Source organism: Candidatus Pelagibacter communis, from assembly GCF_001179985.1.
GTDB lineage: Bacteria > Pseudomonadota > Alphaproteobacteria > Pelagibacterales > Pelagibacteraceae > Pelagibacter > Pelagibacter ubique_J.
Window position 1 is genome coordinate 1 of the sequence record NZ_CVSI01000032.1, and the last position, 763, is coordinate 763.

Consider the following 763-nt stretch of genomic DNA (forward strand, 5'->3'; position numbering starts at 1 on the left):
GGGTAAATTAATAAAGAATTTGATTAAACCACTTTATATGAGTTAAAATAATATTATGACAGATACAATTGAGCAAAAATGTTTAGCTAAGGGTGTTAAATTAACCGAGCAAAGAAGAACAATTGCGAGAGTAATATCAGAGTCAAAAAAAAATTATGGTGTTTCAGATCATCCTGATGTGGATGAACTTTATAAAAGAGTTTCAGATATCGATAATAAGATTAGTATTGCCACAGTCTACAGAACAGTAAAATTATTTGAAGAATCAGGTATTCTCATGAAGCACGATTTTAAAGATGGTAAAGCTAGATATGAATTAAATGACGACCATAACCATCTAATTGATATTAAGACAGGAAATATAATTGAGTTTACTAGTGATGAAATTGAAAGCATTCAAAAAAAAATTGCTGAAAAACACGGATACAAACTGGTAGATTCAAAATTAGAACTTTACTGTGTTAAAGATAAATCTGATTAACTGTGAAAAAAATTTTCATTAAAACATTTGGATGTCAAATGAACGAATACGACTCAAATCGTATTTATGATACTGTAAAGGATATTGGTTATTTCAAAACAAATGATCACCTAAATGTTGATTGTTATTTATTAAATACTTGCCATATCAGAGATAAGTCAAAAGAGAAAGTTTATGATGAAATAGGAAGAGTTAGAAAAAACTACAAAAATAAAAAGAAACCTATTGTAATTGTGGCAGGTTGTGTTGCACAAGCAGAAAGTGGTGAAATGATAAAAAGGG

At 28.4% G+C, this 763-nt stretch carries 1 protein-coding gene and 1 pseudogene; both read left to right on the plus strand.

Going from position 1 to position 763, the window contains the following annotated elements; all coding sequences use genetic code 11:
• Positions 1-55 precede the first annotated feature (55 nt).
• A complete protein-coding gene (locus tag AMN80_RS01755) occupies positions 56-481 on the plus strand; it encodes a Fur family transcriptional regulator (RefSeq protein WP_075520305.1) in 426 nt (141 codons plus the stop codon).
• Positions 482-483: 2 nt separating this feature from the next.
• Positions 484-763, plus strand: a pseudogene (locus AMN80_RS01760) (tRNA (N6-isopentenyl adenosine(37)-C2)-methylthiotransferase MiaB); the annotation flags it as partial.